Origin of the sequence: Lonepinella sp. MS14436 (assembly GCF_042470565.1) — a bacterium.
GTDB lineage: Bacteria > Pseudomonadota > Gammaproteobacteria > Enterobacterales > Pasteurellaceae > Lonepinella.
In genome coordinates this window covers 2081425-2097519 of record NZ_CP170385.1, presented here as the reverse complement: position 1 = coordinate 2097519, position 16095 = coordinate 2081425, and the positions used below count along the sequence as shown (strand labels likewise).

Sequence of the window (16095 nt, the reverse complement as noted above, 5' to 3'; positions counted from 1 at the left end):
GGAATAGCATTATTTTTTTATTAACAACACACACATATCACAGGAGTAAATCGGGGTGCCAAACGGTCGGTTTGCTTGGTATGTGGAGGCTCAACCCCAAATTAAAAGGAAAATATTATGGCACAAGTTTCAATGCGTGAAATGATTGACGCAGGCGTACATTTCGGACACCAAACTCGTTACTGGAATCCAAAAATGAAACCATTCATTTTCGGTGCTCGTAACGGCGTTCATATCGTAAACTTAGAAAAAACCCTTCCGTTATTCAATGAAGCATTAGCTGAATTGACTCGCATCGCAAGCAACAACGGCAAAATCTTATTCGTTGGTACCAAACGTGCAGCAACCGAAGCAGTTCAAGCAGCAGCATTAGACTGTCAACAATATTATGTTAATCACCGTTGGTTAGGTGGTATGTTGACTAACTGGAAAACAGTTCGTCAATCAATCAAACGTTTGAAAGATTTTGAAACCCAATCTCAAGACGGTACATTTGACAAATTAACCAAAAAAGAAGCATTAGATCGTACTCGTGAAATGCAAAAACTTGAGTTAAGCCTTGGCGGTATCAAAGATATGGCTGGTCTTCCAGATGCGGTTTTCGTTATCGGTGCAGACTACGAACATATTGCGGTTAAAGAAGCAAACAACTTAGGTATTCCAGTATTTGCTGTAGTAGATACTAACGCAACGCCAGACGGTGTTGATTTCATCATTCCAGGTAATGATGATGCAACTCGTGCGATTCAATTATATTTAAATGCTGCAGCTGCTGCAATTAAAGAAGGTCGCCAAGCTGAAACGACAGTTGAAGAAAAATTCGCTGAAGAACCTGTTGCAGAATAATTTGCACAAATAAGGTATAAACCCCTTATGAAACAGTAAATAAAACAGGGGACAATCGTTCCCTGTTTTAACAAATTCCCAAAAGTGCGGTGTTTTTTTATCATTTTTTATTCAAACATCGTATTTCCATTCAAGAATATTTAGAGGACAATAAAATGGCTGAAATTACAGCATCATTAGTAAAAGAACTTCGTGATCGTACTGGTGCAGGTATGATGGAATGTAAAAAAGCATTAGTTGAAGCGAACGGTGACATCGAATTAGCGATCGACAATATGCGTAAATCTGGTCAAGCAAAAGCGGCTAAGAAGGCAGGTCGTATTGCAGCAGAAGGCGTTATTCTTGCTCGTATCGGTGCAGGTTTCGGTGTATTAGTTGAAATGAACTGTGAAACTGACTTCGTAGCAAAAGATGCTGGTTTCCTAGGTTTAGCCAATGAAGTGGCTGACTATGCTGTAGCTAACAAAGGTATTTCAATCGAAGATTTAGCTAAACACTTCGAAGAAAAACGTGCTGCATTAGTAGCAAAAATCGGTGAAAACATGACGGTTCGCCGTGTTCAATTCTTAGAAGGCACAGAAATCGGTTCATACTTACACGGTGCGAAAATCGGTGTATTAGTTGCAGGTCAAAACGCTAATGAAGAATTATTGAAAAAAGTGGCAATGCACGTAGCGGCAAGCCGTCCTGACTTCGTTAATCCTGAAGATGTACCTGCGGCAGTGGTTGCTCACGAACGTGAAATTCAAGTAGATATCGCTATGCAATCTGGTAAACCACGTGAAATCGCAGAAAAAATGGTTGAAGGTCGTATGAAAAAATTCACTGGCGAAGTATCATTAACAGGTCAACCATTTGTTATGGATCCATCACAATCAGTGGGTGATTTCTTAAAAGCCGCTGGTGCGACAGTGACTAACTTCATTCGTTTAGAAGTGGGTGAAGGTATTGAGAAAAAAGAAGAAGATTTCGCAGCTGAAGTAGCTAAAATCACTGGCGGAAATGCTTAATTTATTCTTTGTTAAAAGATGAAAAAGCAGGCTGATGCCTGCTTTTTCAGTTTATGCTTTATTGTGGAATAACGATTGCAGGATCATCTTCCGCTTGAATCTGTTCAATTTGTTTTTTCAAACCATAATCATCGGGATCCGCCTGAGGGCTAAATAAATCTCTATCAGGATCTAATAATGGATTACTAATTCCGATCCAATTTGCAATGTCGTTGGTAAAATTCAAACCAGATTTGAACACCTTGTATTCATGACGTTGATTATCATCACTGGAAATTTTAAACAGTGGAATATCATAATGACGTTTGCTTTTGCCTGCACTGTTGTGAATTTTTATATCATCTTCCGTGATTTGATGGGCTAAACCGTGATCAGAAAAGTAAATCATGGAAAAAGTGCGGTGATTTTTTTGCAAATTTTCGCTGAGTTTTGCATAAACTTGTTTGAGCATATCATCGGTTTTTTGGATAGAAGAAATATAACAGTTCACATTAAAATATTTTTTAGCAATCTTATTATCATCAAAAATCTTAGGATAATCGTTCAAGCGGTCGCAGGTGATGGGGTGTGAGCCATATAAATGTAACACAATAAAGCGTTTGTTTTGATTTGGTTGTTCAAGTACATGTTGCAATTTAGGCAAAAGTTCAAAATCACTTATATTTGAATTTAAACTATCACCTGATTTTAAGAAAATCCGTTCATCACTACGGTTAGCAATGGCGGAAATCGGTGTGTCAAATTCGCCTAAATAACCTTGATTTGAAATCCAGTAGGTTTTAACGCCAGCGGATTTAATCAGATCGATCATGTTCAAACTGTAATTGCCCTCCCAGTTTTGGGTATCAGGTTGAGTGAGCATTAATTTTAATGATGCAATCGTGTTGGTACCGCCAGATGTAAAACCATCAATTAGAACGCCATTCGCATTAGACATAAAAGGGGTATTTGGCACGGGATAACCATAAGCATGATGATAATCTTTTCTCGCACTTTCGCCGATGATCAATACATAATCATCATATTTTGAGTTGGTTAAACTCGATTTTCCCCATTGGTTTTCAATGCTGAAATTATTGAGCCGAGAAAGTTCTTTTTCTACTTTTATGCTAGCCGTATAAGTTTCCCTGATAAATTTCAATGGAACGTTATCCCAAACTAAGAAAACGGCAATGATGGCTAATAACACTTTATTTTTATAAAAATGTAGCTCAAATTTTTGGCTTAAATAACCGAATAGGCAGAATAAACCGATAATCGCAACGGGATAGAGATAATTGACTAACGGTAATTGTGAGAGAAATTCTTTGCTTTCAAGCAGATCTGTGGCAAAAACAGAGGCAATATATTGATAAGATGGTGCGCCAAAAGTCATGCCAACGGGAGCATAAAGTGCGTGCAAAATAATAATTGGAAACACAATGTACCAAAAAATCTTTTTGGAGGCATTTAATAACAAGATTAGCCCAGCGAATACCAGAATCTCACGTAAGCTAGGCTGTGGATAAAATCCTGTGCCGATTAATAATAATTTACTGGCAAAAAATAGACAAACTAAAGCGAAAATCACCGCAGTTATTTTTTTGAGTGATTGAAAAAATGACAAAATATGTTCCTTATTTAAATGAAACGTTACATAGCTGCTAATTTTAACGAATTTCAAATAGATCTGCTATGCCTATTTCCTGATAAGCAATGTTGCTTTATAATAACAAGCATTTTATGTCAAGATCTTAGGGGATAGAAAAATGAGCAAACCTATTTATAAACGTGTGTTGTTAAAATTAAGCGGTGAGGCACTACAAGGTGCGGAAGGCTTTGGTATCGATCCGTCTATTTTGGATAGAATGGCGATTGAAATCAAAGAATTGGTCGAAATGGGGGTTGAAGTCGGTGTAGTGCTTGGCGGTGGCAATCTGTTTCGTGGTGCTAAACTTGCCAAAGCAGGTATGAACCGTGTAGTCGGCGACCACATGGGTATGTTGGCTACGGTGATGAACGGCTTGGCAATGCGTGATGCGTTACACCGTGCTGATGTTAATGCAAAATTAATGTCGGCTTTCCAACTTAATGGTATTTGCGATACTTATAACTGGTCTGAAGCGATCAAAATGTTACGTGAGAAACGTGTAGTGATTTTTTCCGCAGGCACAGGTAGTCCATTTTTTACTACAGATTCTGCGGCGTGCTTGCGTGGTATTGAAATTGAAGCCGATGTGGTATTGAAAGCCACTAAAGTAGATGGTGTGTATGACTGCGATCCTGCTAAAAATCCAAATGCTAAATTATTCCAAAAACTCACTTTCGCAGAAGTGATTGAGAAAGAATTACAAGTAATGGACTTAGCCGCCTTTACCCTTGCTCGTGACCATGGTATTCCAATTCGAGTATTTAATATGGGTAAATCAGGAGCATTACGTCAAGTGATTTTAGGTGAAAGTGAAGGCACAACTATCTCAGGTTAAGGGATTTCAGGTTAAAATTTAGATTCATAAAATTAAAGGAAAAACAATGATTAACGAAATTAAAAAAGACACGCAAGAGCGTATGGAAAAAAGCCTTGAATCCTTAAAAGGGCATATTGCTAAAATTCGCACCGGACGAGCTCAACCCTCTTTATTAGATGCGATTCAAGTAGATTATTACGGTGCGGCGACACCATTACGCCAATTAGCTAACGTGGTGGCAGAAGATGCTCGTACTTTAGCGGTAACGGTTTTTGACCGTTCATTGATTCAAGCAGTAGAAAAAGCTATTTTAACCTCTGATTTAGGTTTAAATCCTTCATCTGCTGGTACAACGATTCGTGTACCACTTCCACCATTAACCGAAGAACGTCGCCGTGACTTAATTAAATTAGTCAAAGGTGAGGGTGAGCAAGGCAAGGTGGCGATTCGTAATGTTCGCCGTGATGCTAACGATAAAATCAAAGCCTTGTTAAAAGACAAAAAAATTAGCGAAAACGATCAACGTAAAGCAGAAGAAGAAATCCAGAAAATTACTGATATGTTCATCAAAAAAGTCGATGAAGTGTTAGCGGATAAAGAAAAAGAGTTAATGGATTTTTAATACTATGGTAGGGGGCGTAATGTAATACGCCCCTACAAATATGCAAAACGATCAATTCCGCTCCCTAAAAATGCAAGTTCAACGCCGTTTGTCCGCTTGTTTACAACTGGCAGAAAATCATTTTCAACGTCAATTTCCAATGCCTACAATCAGTTACGATGTGCGAGGAGTAAAAGCGGGTGTTGCCTATTTGCCACAAAACTTAATCAAATTAAACCGCACTTTATTGCTAGAAAATCCACAAGAATTTATTCAACAGGTGGTGCCACACGAATTAGCCCATTTATTAGTGTATCAACTGTTTGGACGGGTTAAACCACATGGTAAAGAATGGCAAGGGATTATGCAGAATTTATTTCAATTACCAGCGGATACCTGCCATCAATTTGATGTGCAATCGGTGCAAGGTAAAACCTATGCTTATGCTTGTGATTGCCAAATTCATCAACTGAGCCAACGTCGCCATAATAAAATTATGCGAGAAAGTGCGGTGTATTTTTGTCGAATTTGTCGAAAAAAATTGAATTTTTGTGAATCTAATTAAATTTTATAATGATTTATGTATTTGATAAGGTTATACTAATAGCGGAATTTATTATTTTTCTTATATGAGGGATTTATTATGAAAAAATTGGCATTAGCCATTATGATCGGCTCACTAGCAGTAGCTACTTCTGCTAGTGCAAGTAACTGGTATGTGCAAGGGGATTTGGGGTATTCAAAACTTAAAACTGATGATTTAAGTAAATCTCGCTTTAGCCCAAGTTTTGCCGTGGGGTATAAACTTAATGATTGGCGATTTGCCCTAGATTATAGTCATTATGGTAAATTGGAAGACACTCATGTTGAGCAATCTTACTCTCAGCGTTTTTCCGCAAAAGGGCAAGGTCTAGGATTCTCCGCAATTTATGATATTAAGATTAACTCTGATCTTAAACCTTATGTAGGGGCTCGTTTATCTGTTAATAAAGCGAAAATAGATAAATATGAAGTGGCAACCAACCAAGGTATAACAACAGCAAAATCATCCTCTGAATCAGATTATGCAACAGGTATTGGTGCTGTAGCTGGTGTTCAATATTCATTTACACCTAAATGGGCATTGAATGGTGGTGTTGAATACAATTATTTAGGCAAATTTGATGATACCAAAGTAAAACAATACGGTGCCAAAGTGGGTATTCGTTACAACTTCTAATTTTATTTAGCCACATAGTGGCGTAATATGCTTAACCCCGTACGCAAGTGCGGGGTTTTTTGTACCCTACATTTTAACTTTTTCTTGTCTTAAAACTTGAAATTTCCATTTTCAACCTAATCTATCTACCCATACTTTATTCACTAATTCAATTTAAGGAAAATAAAATGAGCAAAAATCAAGAAACTCGTGGCTTTCAATCGGAAATGAAACAATTATTGCATCTGATGATTCACTCACTTTATTCAAACAAAGAAATCTTCTTACGTGAGTTAATTTCCAATGCCTCTGATGCGGCAGATAAATTACGCTTTAAAGCCCTGTCAGCACCAGAGCTTTATGAGGGCGATGGCGATTTGTACGTTCGCATTAAATTTGATGAAAGCAAAGGCACCTTGACCATTAGTGATAATGGGATTGGTATGAACCGTGAGCAGATTATTGATAATCTCGGCACGGTGGCAAAATCAGGAACCAAAGAATTTTTAACCGCACTTGGGCAAGATCAGGCGAAAAATAGCCAATTAATTGGTCAATTTGGGGTGGGGTTCTATTCTGCGTTTATTGTGGCGGACAAAGTGGAAGTACGTAGCCGAGTGGCGGGTGAACCTGCGGAAAATGGCGTGCTTTGGATGTCAAATGGTGAGGGCGAATACACCGTTGAAGATATTGAGAAAAAACAACGTGGCACGGAAATCACCCTATTCTTGCGTGATGATGAAAAAGAATTTTTAAACGATTGGCGGTTGCGTGAGATTATCGGCAAATATTCCGATCATATCGGCTTGCCTGTGGAAATTTTAGCTAAAGAATATGATGATGAGGGCAAAGAAACAGGCGTAAAATGGGAAAAAATCAACAAAGCCCAAGCCTTGTGGACAAGATCCAAAGGCGAGATTTCCGATGAAGAATACAAAGAATTTTACAAACATTTAAGCCATGATTTTGCCGATCCATTGTTGTGGCAACATAATAAGGTCGAGGGCAATCAAGAATATACTAGCTTGTTGTATGTGCCAAGCAAAGCTCCATGGGATTTATTTAATCGTGAGCAAAAACACGGATTGAAACTCTATGTACAACGCGTGTTTATTATGGACGATGCGGAAGTGTTTATGCCGAATTACTTGCGTTTTATGAAAGGGTTGTTAGACAGCAACGATTTGCCATTAAACGTTTCTCGTGAGATTTTGCAAGATAACAAAACCACGGCGGCATTGCGTAAAGCCTTGACTAAACGGGCGTTGCAAATGTTGGAAAAATTAGCCAAAGAGGATAATGAAAAATACTTGGGCTTCTGGAAAGAATTTGGCTTAGTGTTAAAAGAGGGCGTAGCAGAAGATTTCGCTAACAAAGAACAGATTGCGAAACTCTATCGTTTTGCATCAAGTAAGAATGATAGTTCTGAGCAAAATGTGTCTTTTGAAGACTATATTGCTCGCATGAAAGACGGACAAAAAGCGATTTACTACATCACGGCAGACAGCTACACAGCGGCAAAAAACAGTCCGCATTTGGAATTGTTCAACAAAAAAGACATTGAAGTGTTGTTGCTTTCCGACCGCATTGACGAATGGATGTTAAGCTATTTAACCGAATTTGACGGCAAACCGTTACAGCCGATCACCAAAGCCGATTTAGACTTAGGCGATTTAGCAGATAAACAAGATGACAGCCAAAAAGAAGCAGAAAAAGAGCTAGGTTCTTTTGTGGAGCGAGTCAAAACTTTGCTTGGTGAACGTGTCAAAGACGTGCGTTTAACCCACCGTTTGACCGATACACCAGCGGTGGTATCTACGGACAACGATCAAATGACCACCCAAATGGCAAAACTCTTTGCCATGAGCGGTCAGCCAGTGCCAGAAGTGAAATATACTTTTGAGCTCAATCCTGAGCACAGTTTAGTGAAAAAAGTCGCTGATCTAACCGATGAAAGCGAATTTGCTAACTGGGTGGAATTGTTGCTAGAACAAGCGATGTTTGCGGAACGGGGTACATTGGAAAACCCAACGGCGTTTATTAAGCGAATGAATGGCTTGTTAAAATAGGATTAATTTTTAATATAATGCTAAGGGGAACTTTCATCGTTCCCCTTATGTTTCTTAATGTGAGGCAATCCATTCAAGCAAAGCACTGTTCATGCGAGTTTGCCACCCTTTACCTGTGGCTTTAAAGTATTGTAGGATACTATTATCAAGACGAATCGTGACCGATTTTTTGGGATTGGCTAAACGTGGTCGCCCTAATTTTTCCCTGAGATCCTGTAAATCTGAACTCACCACCGCATTATCCCAATCAAATACTTGCTCTGAATCATCTTTTTCAACGGTTTCAGGTGCGTTGGCAAGCAGTGAGTTTTTATCGATAAATGGCATTGATAAATTTTCTTGTTTCATATTTGTCCGCCTGTCTGATTGAAATTATATGAGGGACTTCTCTGTCAACCCAAACCATAAATACAACTTGATGGTGCAATATGCCATAACTTTGTAGCCGTTGCTCACCATAAAAAAGTCTTTTATCTTCCGTGGTCAGCATAGGATTATCAAAAATTACTTCACAACCAACAAAGTCGATACCGTGCTTAGTGATATTGGTTATTCGCTTATTCTCATCATAGCTAATTAACATTTGAATGCTCACAAGTTGTTTAATAATTGTACGTACAAAAAAGAGGTATGTCAAACTTAGAAAATAATAGGGAGCTTACCTGTATTAATAATATACTGCTATGTTTTACCTCGGTTTTTGGAATGAAGATCACAAAAATAAGCGATAAATTTAAGCATGAGTTAATTTACTATGTTGTTGTACTTGAGTTGTACATTCAGACCTTATTATTGTATATTTACAGGAATTTTTTAGATTATACGATTATGACAACACTCATTGCCTACGCCAATATTCAGCAATCTTTCCCTTTTGAGAATATGCCTTTGGAGCTTATTCCAGAAAAGTTCCGTTTGTTACCTAAAAATAGTAATCTACGAGTACAACAACGCTATCGTTGTCGCCAACTTGCTCACTTTTTATTGTGGAATTTAGCCAAAAAAGCGGAAATTAACACCGCACTTTTGGGGCAAATTTATCGCACAGCAAGCGGTCGCCCACAATTTCCTATAGACAATATTGATTTTAATATTAGTCATTCTGGAGATTGGGTTGCGGTTGTGTTAAATGTGGTAGAACATGGAAAAAGTGCGGTAGGAATTGATATAGAATTTCCAAAAAAAACAAGAAATTACACCGCACTTTTACGTCATTTTGCTTCACCGTTAGAACAACAATGGTTCACCCAGCAAGCTAATCCCAGACAGGCGTTTTATCGTATTTGGTGTTTGCGAGAAGCTATTTTAAAATCTCAAGGTGTGGGGATTGTAAAATTGAGTGAAGTACAGCACGATCCTGTGGCTAAAACTTTGCATTCTGCCTATTGTCCACAAGGAGAATTAACCTTTATCTCCGAGTTACCTTTCTATTTAGCTGTTTTTGCTGAACAAAGTGCGGTGCAAAATGCTCAATATTTTTGCTGGCAAGAAAATCAATTACATTCATATCCGTTACAAAATAAACTAAATTACCTTGTTAATTCATCTAAATAAAAGTTTTTTTGTGACCTAGTTCAAATAATTAAAAAAAAATTGAAACATTATATTTTTTTTTTAGTATTCTAATGCAAGTTTAAATCTTAAATAATTAGGAAGCAGTATTATGCCTAACACTACTCAATTTACTCAAAAAGATATTGAAATTATAGATGAAACCTTATTATATAAAGGTTTCTTCAAATTGAAGAAAATTCAATTCCGCCATAAATTATTCGCAGGCGGAATGAGTGGTATTGTCACTCGGGAATTATTAGTTAAAGGAGCTGCTTCGGCAGTGATAGCTTATGATCCTGAGCGAGATAGTGTCGTATTAGTAGAGCAAGTTCGTATCGGGGCTTATAATCCAGCATTACCGAATTCACCTTGGTTATTAGAACTGATTGCTGGTATGGTGGAAGAAAATGAAACGCCAGAAAGTGTCGCTTTGCGAGAAAGCCAAGAAGAAGCGGGAGTAGAAATTACCCATTTACAACACACCTTGAGCGTTTGGGATAGCCCAGGTGGCGTGATTGAACGGATTCATTTGTTCGCAGGCAAAGTAGATAGTAGTAAAGCCACAGGCTTGCACGGGTTAGCTGATGAAAATGAGGATATTAAGGTGCATGTGATAAGTCGCGAAACGGCTTATCAGTGGTTGCAACAGGGTAAAATTGATAATGGTATTGCCGTTATGGGATTACAATGGTTGCAGTTAAATTATCTTCGTTTACAGCAACAATGGCGATAGGGGATTGTAACAATGGCAGAATGTATCGATCAAGATGATGAAAAAATTCGCTTTATTCAAATTACCGATCCACATTTGTTTAAACAGAAAACCAGTGAGTTACTAGGAATTAATACCTACGCAAGTTTTCAACAAGTATTAAATGAAATTCAGCTATCGGTGGCAGAGTATCAATTTGTGTTAGCAACGGGCGATTTGGTGCAAGATGCTAGCGAAGAAGGTTATTTGAATTTCTGTCAGGCGATTAATCGATTAGAGAAACCTGTATATTGGATTCCTGGTAATCACGATTTTCAGCCTGTAATGGAAAAAGTATTTAGTCAACAGCAACATTATATTCAAACAGATAAACATTTATTGGTGGGCAATAAATGGCAGATTTTGCTGTTAGATAGCCAAGTTTATGGAGTGCCTCATGGTGAACTTAGCCAGTATCAACTTGATTGGTTAGACGATAAGTTGCAAGAATATCAAGAACGTTATTCTTTAATAGTGTTGCATCATCATTTGCTTTCGACTAATTCAGCATGGTTGGATCAGCATAATTTACGCAATGCACATCAGTTATTACAAATTTTGCTGAAATATGAAAATGTGAGAGGCATTATTCATGGACATATTCATCAACAGGTAGATGCTCAATGGAATGGCTATCAAGTTATGTGTACGCCAGCTACTAGTGTGCAATTTAAACCTGATAATAATGTCTTTACATTAGATACTTTACAACCAGCTTGGCGAGAAATTACGTTGTTATCGGATGGCAGCATAGAAACCCGTGTTCAACGTATTCAACAAGCTGAATTTTTGCCTAATATGCACGAATTAGGTTATTAATTGATTGCATTTTCTACTGAAATCGTTACAATACGATTTCCTTGTCTTCGCTGAATTAGAGATCGGCGAATGATGTATGATCAACATTCTCTTTGGGAGTAAAAAAATGTCTCTAAGCGTAGAAAAAAAAGCAGCAATCGTGGCTGAATTCGGTCGTGATGCAAAAGATACTGGTTCATCAGAAGTGCAAATCGCATTATTAACTGAACAAATCAATCATTTACAAGCTCATTTTGCTGAACATAAAAAAGATCACCACGGTCGCCGTGGTTTATTAGGTATGGTTTCTCGTCGTCGTAAATTATTAGACTACTTAAAACGTACAGATTTAGCAAAATATCAAGATATTATTGCACGTTTAGGTTTACGTCGTTAATTCTTATATATTGATTTAGAGCGTCCAGTTTGGACGCTTTTTTGTTGCTTTAAAAACGACCAAATGATATTAAGAGATGCTTTTCGTTCTTGACAGAGTACTATAAAATTCGTATTATCTAACGCATTCAACTGCGGAGGAATGGTCGAGCGGTTGAAGGCACCGGTCTTGAAAACCGGCGAGGGTTTACGCCCTCCGTGAGTTCGAATCTCACTTCCTCCGCCACTTAATTCAGAGAAGTCGTTATCATTATGATAACGGCTTTTTGCTTTTTTGATATTTTATTTTTAATTTTTACGCAAACGTTTTCGTTATCCATTCTTTTCCTTTATAATAAGTAAGTTTTATTCATTCCACATTAAGCAAGGAAAAATCCAATGTTCCAAATTTTCCGAGGCTCACCAGCCTTATCTGAATTTCGTTTGAAACAGTTGTCAGTGCGTTTTCAAAAAGCTAATTTACCCGTTAAATCTTGTTATGCAGAATATGTGCATTTTGCCAATTTAACATCAGCATTAAATGTAGAAGAAAGTAAAGAATTAGAAGAATTATTACATTACGGTCCAACCTTGGCACAACATGAACCGCAGGGTGACTGTTTTGTGGTCATTCCAAGAGTTGGCACGATTTCTTCTTGGTCATCTAAAGCCACCGATATTGCCCATAACTGCGGTTTAGATAAAGTGTTACGCTTAGAGCGTGGTTTGGCGTTTTATTTTGAGTTTGAATGTGCCTTAACGGAAGATGAACAGGCGAAATTGTGTTCTCATATTCACGACCGAATGATGGAAAATGTGGTGCGTGATCCGCAAGATGCAGCAAAATTATTTGATCAGCAAGAGCCAAAAGCCTTTACCACGGTGGATATTTTGAGCGGTGGTCGCAAAGCGTTAGAACAGGCTAACGTCAATTTAGGCTTGGCGTTGGCGGAAGATGAAATCGATTATTTAGTGGAAAATTTCACCGCACTTGGGCGTAACCCCGTGGACATTGAATTGTATATGTTCGCACAAGCCAACTCGGAACATTGCCGCCATAAAATCTTTAATGCGGATTGGGTGATTGACGGTGAAAAACAAGAAAAATCCTTGTTTAAAATGATCAAAAACACCTTTGAGAAAACCCCTGATTATGTGCTGTCGGCTTACAAAGATAATGCGGCGGTGATGAGTGGCTCAAAAGTGGGGCGTTTTTTCCCCGATCAAGACGGGCAATATCGCTATCACAATGAAGATGCTCATATTTTGATGAAAGTGGAAACCCACAACCACCCAACAGCGATTTCGCCATTCCCTGGGGCAGCAACAGGTTCGGGCGGTGAAATTCGTGACGAAGGGGCAACAGGACGGGGTGCCAAACCAAAAGCAGGGCTAGTCGGTTTTTCAGTGTCTAACTTAGTGATCCCCGGCTTTGAGCAACCTTGGGAAAATCCGTTATCCAAACCAAATCGCATTGCTTCGGCGTTAGACATTATGATAGATGGACCTTTAGGCGGTGCGGCATTTAATAATGAATTTGGTCGTCCTGCCTTGTTAGGCTATTTCCGCACCTATGAAGAAAAAGTGAACAGTTTTGCGGGTGAAGAAGTGCGTGGCTATCACAAGCCGATTATGTTGGCAGGCGGGATCGGCAATATCCGTGCTGAACATGTGCAAAAAGGCGAGATTGCCGTGGGTTCAAAATTAATTGTGTTGGGCGGTCCTGCCATGAATATCGGTTTAGGTGGCGGTGCGGCATCCTCTATGGCTTCAGGGAAATCCAAAGAAGATTTAGATTTTGCTTCTGTACAACGAGATAACCCTGAAATGGAACGCCGTTGTCAGGAAGTGATTGACCGTTGTTGGCAGTTAGGCGATGACAACCCGATTTTGTTTATTCACGATGTGGGTGCTGGTGGTTTGTCTAATGCGATGCCTGAACTTGTACACGATGGTGGTCGTGGCGGTAATTTTGAATTACGCAAAATCTTAAGTGATGAACGTGGCATGTCACCGTTGGAAATTTGGTGTAACGAATCGCAAGAACGCTATGTCTTAGCAGTATCGCCAGAAAAATTACCGTTATTTGAAGAACTATGCCAGCGTGAACGTGCCCCTTATGCGGTGATCGGCGAAGCGACCGAAGAATTGCATTTAACGCTCAATGACAGTCATTTTGGCAACAAACCGATTGATTTACCAATGAATGTGTTATTGGGCAAAACACCGAAAATGACCCGTGATGTACAATCAAGTGCGGTGCAAAATCCAGCAGTTTCTCAACATGGCATTACATTAAAAGATGCTTTACACCGCGTGTTGCGTTTACCTGTGGTGGCAGAAAAAACTTTCTTAATTACTATTGGCGACCGTTCCGTAACGGGAATGGTGGCTCGCGATCAAATGGTCGGTCCGTGGCAAATTCCTGTTTCCGATGTGGCAGTCACCACCGCTTCCTTAGACAGCTATCACGGTGAAGCCATGACCATTGGCGAACGCGCGCCTGTGGCATTATTAGATTTCGCCGCTTCTGCTCGTTTAGCGGTAGCGGAAAGTATCACCAATATCGCTGCCACCAATATCGGCGATATTAAACGCATTAAACTCTCTGCCAACTGGATGTCAGCGGCAGGACACAAAGGCGAAGATGCAGGTTTATATCAAGCAGTCAAAGCCGTGGGTGAAGAACTTTGCCCTGCTTTAGGCTTAACCATTCCTGTGGGCAAAGACTCCATGTCAATGAAAACCACTTGGCAGGAAGACGGCGAACAAAAATCTGTCACCGCTCCGTTATCGTTGGTGATTTCTGCCTTTGCTAGAGTGGAAGATGTACGCAAAACCGTGACCCCACAATTACGTACTGATCAAGGGGTAACTCGTTTATTGTTAATTGACTTAGGTGAAGGGAAAAATCGCCTTGGTGCAACGGCATTAGCACAAGTTTATAAACAATTAGGCGACAAACCAGCGGACGTAGTCAATGTGAGCTTATTGAAAAACTTCTTTAATGCGATGCAAACTCTGGTTCAAAAGGGTAACTTGTTAGCCTATCATGACCGTTCAGACGGTGGTTTAATTGTCACTTTGGCTGAAATGGCGTTCGCAGGACATTGTGGTGTATCAGTGCATATTAGCACTTTAGGCGATAACGATCTTAGCGTGCTATTTAATGAAGAACTTGGTGCGGTTATTCAAGTGCGAGAAAGTGAGCTTAATGCCGTACGTGATGTATTAAACCAACACGGGCTACTTCATCTAACCAAAGAACTGGGCTATGTGACAGAAAATGATGAATTTGAGATTTACCGTGGTAATAAACTATTACTTAGTGAAAAACGCTCTGAATTACGAGGTATCTGGGCGGAATTAACCCACCAAATGCAACGTTTACGTGATAACCCTGAATGTGCGGATCAAGAATTTGCAGCCAAGAAAAATGCCGATGATAAAGGATTCTCAGCCCATTTAAGCTATGATGTTAATAAAGATGTGGCGGCACCTTATATTGCGAAAGGACTAAAACCACGTATTGCAATTTTGCGTGAACAGGGGGTGAACAGCCATGTTGAAATGGCAGCCGCCTTTGATCGTGCAGGCTTTGCGACCATTGATGTACACATGAGCGATCTGCATAATGCACGCCACAATCTCAAAGACTTCAATGCCTTAGTGGCTTGTGGTGGGTTCTCTTATGGTGACGTTCTCGGTGCAGGTGGTGGCTGGGCAAAATCTATCTTATTTAATACCGCACTTCGTGATCAATTCCAAGCGTTCTTTGAACGTGAAGATACCTTGGCGTTGGGGATTTGTAATGGTTGCCAAATGATTTCTAATCTTGCCGAAATTATCCCTGGTACAGAAAATTGGCCTCGTTTCGTACGTAACACGTCTGAACGTTTTGAAGCTCGAGCAGCATTGGTACGCATTAATGAAAACCATTCCCCTTGGTTTGCTGGCATGGCTGGTTCACACATGCCGATTGCCGTGTCGCACGGTGAGGGGCGAGTGGAATTTAAACACGAAAATCAATTACAAGGGTTACGTGAACAAGGGTTAATTATTGCTCAATATGTAGATAACAATATTCAACCTACCGAAATGTACCCAGCCAATCCGAACGGTTCAGTAGAGGGCATTACGGCACTATCAAACAATAATGGACGAGTGGCAATTATGATGCCACACCCAGAGCGGGTATTCCGTGCAGTGAGCAACTCTTGGTATCCAAAACAATGGAACGAAGACGGTGCTTGGATGCGATTATTTAGAAATGCCAGAGTGTTTTTTAAATAGTAGAACAAGAACCACAATTCTTTAAAGGAAAATGGATAACATGGCGTGTTATCCATTTTTTTTATCCCATTTTAGGCAATCGTTTACGTTATTTTTAGCAAACGTTTACGTATTTTTTGACCTGTTTTTTTTCTTGATAAATTAATTGGATAT

General features: G+C 39.3%; 15 protein-coding genes and 1 tRNA gene. 13 read left to right on the top strand and 3 right to left on the bottom strand.

Annotation, left to right across the window (positions count from 1 at the left end):
* Positions 1-117 precede the first annotated feature (117 nt).
* Both rpsB and tsf read left to right on the top strand, forming a co-directional pair.
* Positions 118-846 carry a 30S ribosomal protein S2 gene (gene rpsB / locus O1Q81_RS10105; protein WP_386687520.1) on the top strand — a complete coding sequence of 243 codons (729 nt, stop codon included), beginning with the start codon at positions 118-120 and terminating at the stop codon, positions 844-846.
* Positions 847-1001: 155 nt separating this feature from the next.
* Positions 1002-1856 (top strand): translation elongation factor Ts, encoded by an 855-nt coding sequence (tsf, locus tag O1Q81_RS10100; RefSeq protein ID WP_132302172.1) that lies wholly within the window; start codon positions 1002-1004, stop codon positions 1854-1856.
* A 58-nt stretch (positions 1857-1914) separates the two neighbouring features.
* Here tsf and O1Q81_RS10095 read toward each other — a convergent pair whose 3' ends face one another.
* Entirely contained in the window at positions 1915-3462 is a 1548-nt protein-coding gene (locus O1Q81_RS10095; RefSeq protein ID WP_386697491.1) for a phosphoethanolamine transferase, read from the bottom strand.
* A 142-nt stretch (positions 3463-3604) separates the two neighbouring features.
* On the opposite strand from O1Q81_RS10095, the gene pyrH reads away from it, so the two are divergent.
* From pyrH to htpG, 5 genes are all read left to right on the top strand, one after another.
* Entirely contained in the window at positions 3605-4321 is a 717-nt protein-coding gene (gene pyrH / locus O1Q81_RS10090; RefSeq protein WP_386687515.1) for a UMP kinase, read from the top strand.
* A 46-nt stretch (positions 4322-4367) separates the two neighbouring features.
* Positions 4368-4925: a ribosome recycling factor gene (gene frr / locus O1Q81_RS10085; RefSeq protein WP_386697489.1), complete on the top strand. Its 558-nt coding sequence runs from the start codon at positions 4368-4370 to the stop codon at positions 4923-4925.
* 40 nt (positions 4926-4965) lie between these two features.
* The gene (locus O1Q81_RS10080; protein WP_386697487.1) at positions 4966-5469 is read left to right on the top strand and encodes a SprT family zinc-dependent metalloprotease; all 504 of its coding nucleotides are present in this window, start codon (positions 4966-4968) and stop codon (positions 5467-5469) included.
* A gap of 78 nt (positions 5470-5547) precedes the next feature.
* Entirely contained in the window at positions 5548-6123 is a 576-nt protein-coding gene (locus O1Q81_RS10075; protein ID WP_386697484.1) for an opacity family porin, read from the top strand.
* Between the two features lie 167 nt (positions 6124-6290).
* Entirely contained in the window at positions 6291-8171 is a 1881-nt protein-coding gene (htpG, locus tag O1Q81_RS10070) for a molecular chaperone HtpG (protein ID WP_386697482.1), read from the top strand.
* Between the two features lie 54 nt (positions 8172-8225).
* Here the strand turns inward: htpG and O1Q81_RS10065 are convergent, their stop codons facing one another.
* Together O1Q81_RS10065 and O1Q81_RS10060 are read right to left on the bottom strand one after the other, a co-directional pair.
* Entirely contained in the window at positions 8226-8519 is a 294-nt protein-coding gene (locus O1Q81_RS10065) for a BrnA antitoxin family protein (protein WP_386697479.1), read from the bottom strand.
* Positions 8482-8754 (bottom strand): BrnT family toxin, encoded by a 273-nt coding sequence (locus O1Q81_RS10060; protein ID WP_386687502.1) that lies wholly within the window; start codon positions 8752-8754, stop codon positions 8482-8484. The genes O1Q81_RS10065 and O1Q81_RS10060 overlap by 38 nt, the downstream gene beginning before the upstream one ends.
* Before the next feature lie 245 nt (positions 8755-8999).
* On the opposite strand from O1Q81_RS10060, the gene O1Q81_RS10055 reads away from it, so the two are divergent.
* The 6 genes from O1Q81_RS10055 to purL all read left to right on the top strand — a co-directional run bounded on the left by O1Q81_RS10055 (position 9000) and on the right by purL (position 15942).
* Positions 9000-9725 carry a 4'-phosphopantetheinyl transferase family protein gene (locus tag O1Q81_RS10055; RefSeq protein WP_386697476.1) on the top strand — a complete coding sequence of 242 codons (726 nt, stop codon included), beginning with the start codon at positions 9000-9002 and terminating at the stop codon, positions 9723-9725.
* Between the two features lie 109 nt (positions 9726-9834).
* Entirely contained in the window at positions 9835-10458 is a 624-nt protein-coding gene (gene nudF, locus O1Q81_RS10050; protein WP_386697474.1) for an ADP-ribose diphosphatase, read from the top strand.
* A 12-nt stretch (positions 10459-10470) separates the two neighbouring features.
* Positions 10471-11295 carry a 3',5'-cyclic-AMP phosphodiesterase gene (gene cpdA / locus O1Q81_RS10045; protein WP_386687496.1) on the top strand — a complete coding sequence of 275 codons (825 nt, stop codon included), beginning with the start codon at positions 10471-10473 and terminating at the stop codon, positions 11293-11295.
* Positions 11296-11401: 106 nt separating this feature from the next.
* Positions 11402-11671 (top strand): 30S ribosomal protein S15, encoded by a 270-nt coding sequence (rpsO, locus tag O1Q81_RS10040; protein WP_386687494.1) that lies wholly within the window; start codon positions 11402-11404, stop codon positions 11669-11671.
* A gap of 135 nt (positions 11672-11806) precedes the next feature.
* Positions 11807-11896: transfer RNA gene (locus O1Q81_RS10035), tRNA-Ser, on the top strand.
* Positions 11897-12048: 152 nt separating this feature from the next.
* Positions 12049-15942, top strand: a complete 3894-nt coding sequence (purL, locus tag O1Q81_RS10030; RefSeq protein ID WP_386697471.1) for a phosphoribosylformylglycinamidine synthase — start codon at positions 12049-12051, stop codon at positions 15940-15942.
* Positions 15943-16095 lie beyond the last annotated feature (153 nt).